Source organism: Actinomadura sp. 7K507 (assembly GCF_004348425.1).
Lineage (GTDB): Bacteria > Actinomycetota > Actinomycetes > Streptosporangiales > Streptosporangiaceae > Spirillospora.
The window spans coordinates 1-1591 of sequence record NZ_SMKK01000518.1; the positions used below are offsets into that span (position 1 = coordinate 1).

Consider the following 1591-nt stretch of genomic DNA (forward strand, 5'->3'; position numbering starts at 1 on the left):
GCACCTGGGAACCAGAGCGCAGACGACTACACGAACCGGCAACACCGCGATGACCCGCGGACACCAGTGACACCGCCGGAACCATCCCACCCCCCGCGATCGGAGACCGCCAGGACCAACAACACGCCCACCACCGCAGCCACCTGGTACGCAGGCCACACAAGACTCACCGCCGTAAAACCGTCCCCGCGCCCGCAGGCCGCCGCGAGCATCATGCCCACCCAGGGACGTCCCGGCAGCACCATCGTCGCCTTTGCACGGCGATCTCGACATCGCCTCGACCCCCGCACTGACCGCCCTCACCATCGTCGCTGGCCTGGCCAGCACCGTCTTCGCGCCCCTCACCGACGCGCTGGCCCCCCACCTCACCTGGCGCGGCACCTATCTGGTCCTCGCCGCGATCCACGCCGCCGTCACCATCCCGCTCCACGCGATCGCCCTGCGCCGCCACTGGCCCCGCCGGTACTCACGCCACGCAGGGCGGCAACGCATCCTCCGACAACATCGCGGCCGTCGCGCGCCACGAGCGAGCCCTTTCCTCTTGCTCACCGTCGCGCTCCCCTGTCCGCCTTCGCGATGTACGCGGTCATGATCAACCTCATCCCCCTGCTGACATCGCGCGGCGCCACCGCGACCACCGCGGCCTGTGCGCTGGGCCTCGGCGGCGTCGGGCAGGTCGCCGGACGCCTCTGCTACGGCATGCTGACCCGCAACACCAGCGTCCGTGCCCGCACCGTGTGGGTCCTCGGCCTCTCCGCAGCCACCACCCTGGCCTTGTCCGTCCTCCCCGGCCCCGTCGCCTGCTCACCGCCGTGGCCGTCCTCGCCGGAACCACCCGCGGCATCGCGACCCTCCTGCAGGCCACCGCCGTCTCCGAGCGCTGGGGCACCACCGCCTACGGCGCACTCTCCGGAATCCTCGCCGCCCCCGTCACCATCGCCGCCGCCACCGCCCCCTTCGCCAGCATCCTCGGCGGCTACCCCTGCCTTGTTCACCGTCCTCACCGTCCTCACCGCCACCGCGGCACTAACCGCCCTCCTGGCCGCAGGCAGCGCCCCCACCCCGGATAAGAAGTCGGAACCCGCACGTCCAACCACGCCGCACCCAAGCCAATGACGCCACCGTTTCGCAGTGTGGCGTGGAGGTCCCTTGTATGGCTCACCACCACCTCGGCCAGTCAGCTTGTGTTGATCCAATTGCTCTTAGTAGTCAAGGGGGATGGTCGATGGCATGTCCTCCGCGCCGCGTTCACGTGCGCCCCGAGAGCCCGATGAGCCATGGCGCGTCGGTACCCGGCATCGTCATCGTCGTCGCCGGGAGCGGCGTTGGAAGGCGCCCGTGGTCACCGGTGTGCTTGCCGTCCTTGGCACCACCGCTGTTCTCCAGCTCAGCGGTTCGAAGGCTCCGACAAAGCCTGATCCGACTCGTGCCACCCACGTCGGGACGGACCAGAGCGCGCCACCAGTGACAGCGGCCGTGACAAGCTCCCCGTAGGCGGCCAGATACCGCCTCACTGATGGCCAGGAAGTTCCCCGTGGACGGCCAGATATCTCCCCGCTTGATCGTGATCGTTCCCGGTCGGCGAGAGTCG

2 protein-coding genes are annotated in these 1591 nt (G+C 69.7%); both read left to right on the forward strand.

What is annotated here, in order from left to right:
* Positions 1-253: 253 nt before the first annotated feature.
* Entirely contained in the window at positions 254-592 is a 339-nt protein-coding gene (locus E1285_RS45000) for a hypothetical protein (RefSeq protein ID WP_132161022.1), read from the forward strand.
* Positions 593-812: 220 nt separating this feature from the next.
* Positions 813-1070, forward strand: a complete 258-nt coding sequence (locus E1285_RS45005; protein WP_132161023.1) for a hypothetical protein — start codon at positions 813-815, stop codon at positions 1068-1070.
* Positions 1071-1591: the final 521 nt, after the last annotated feature.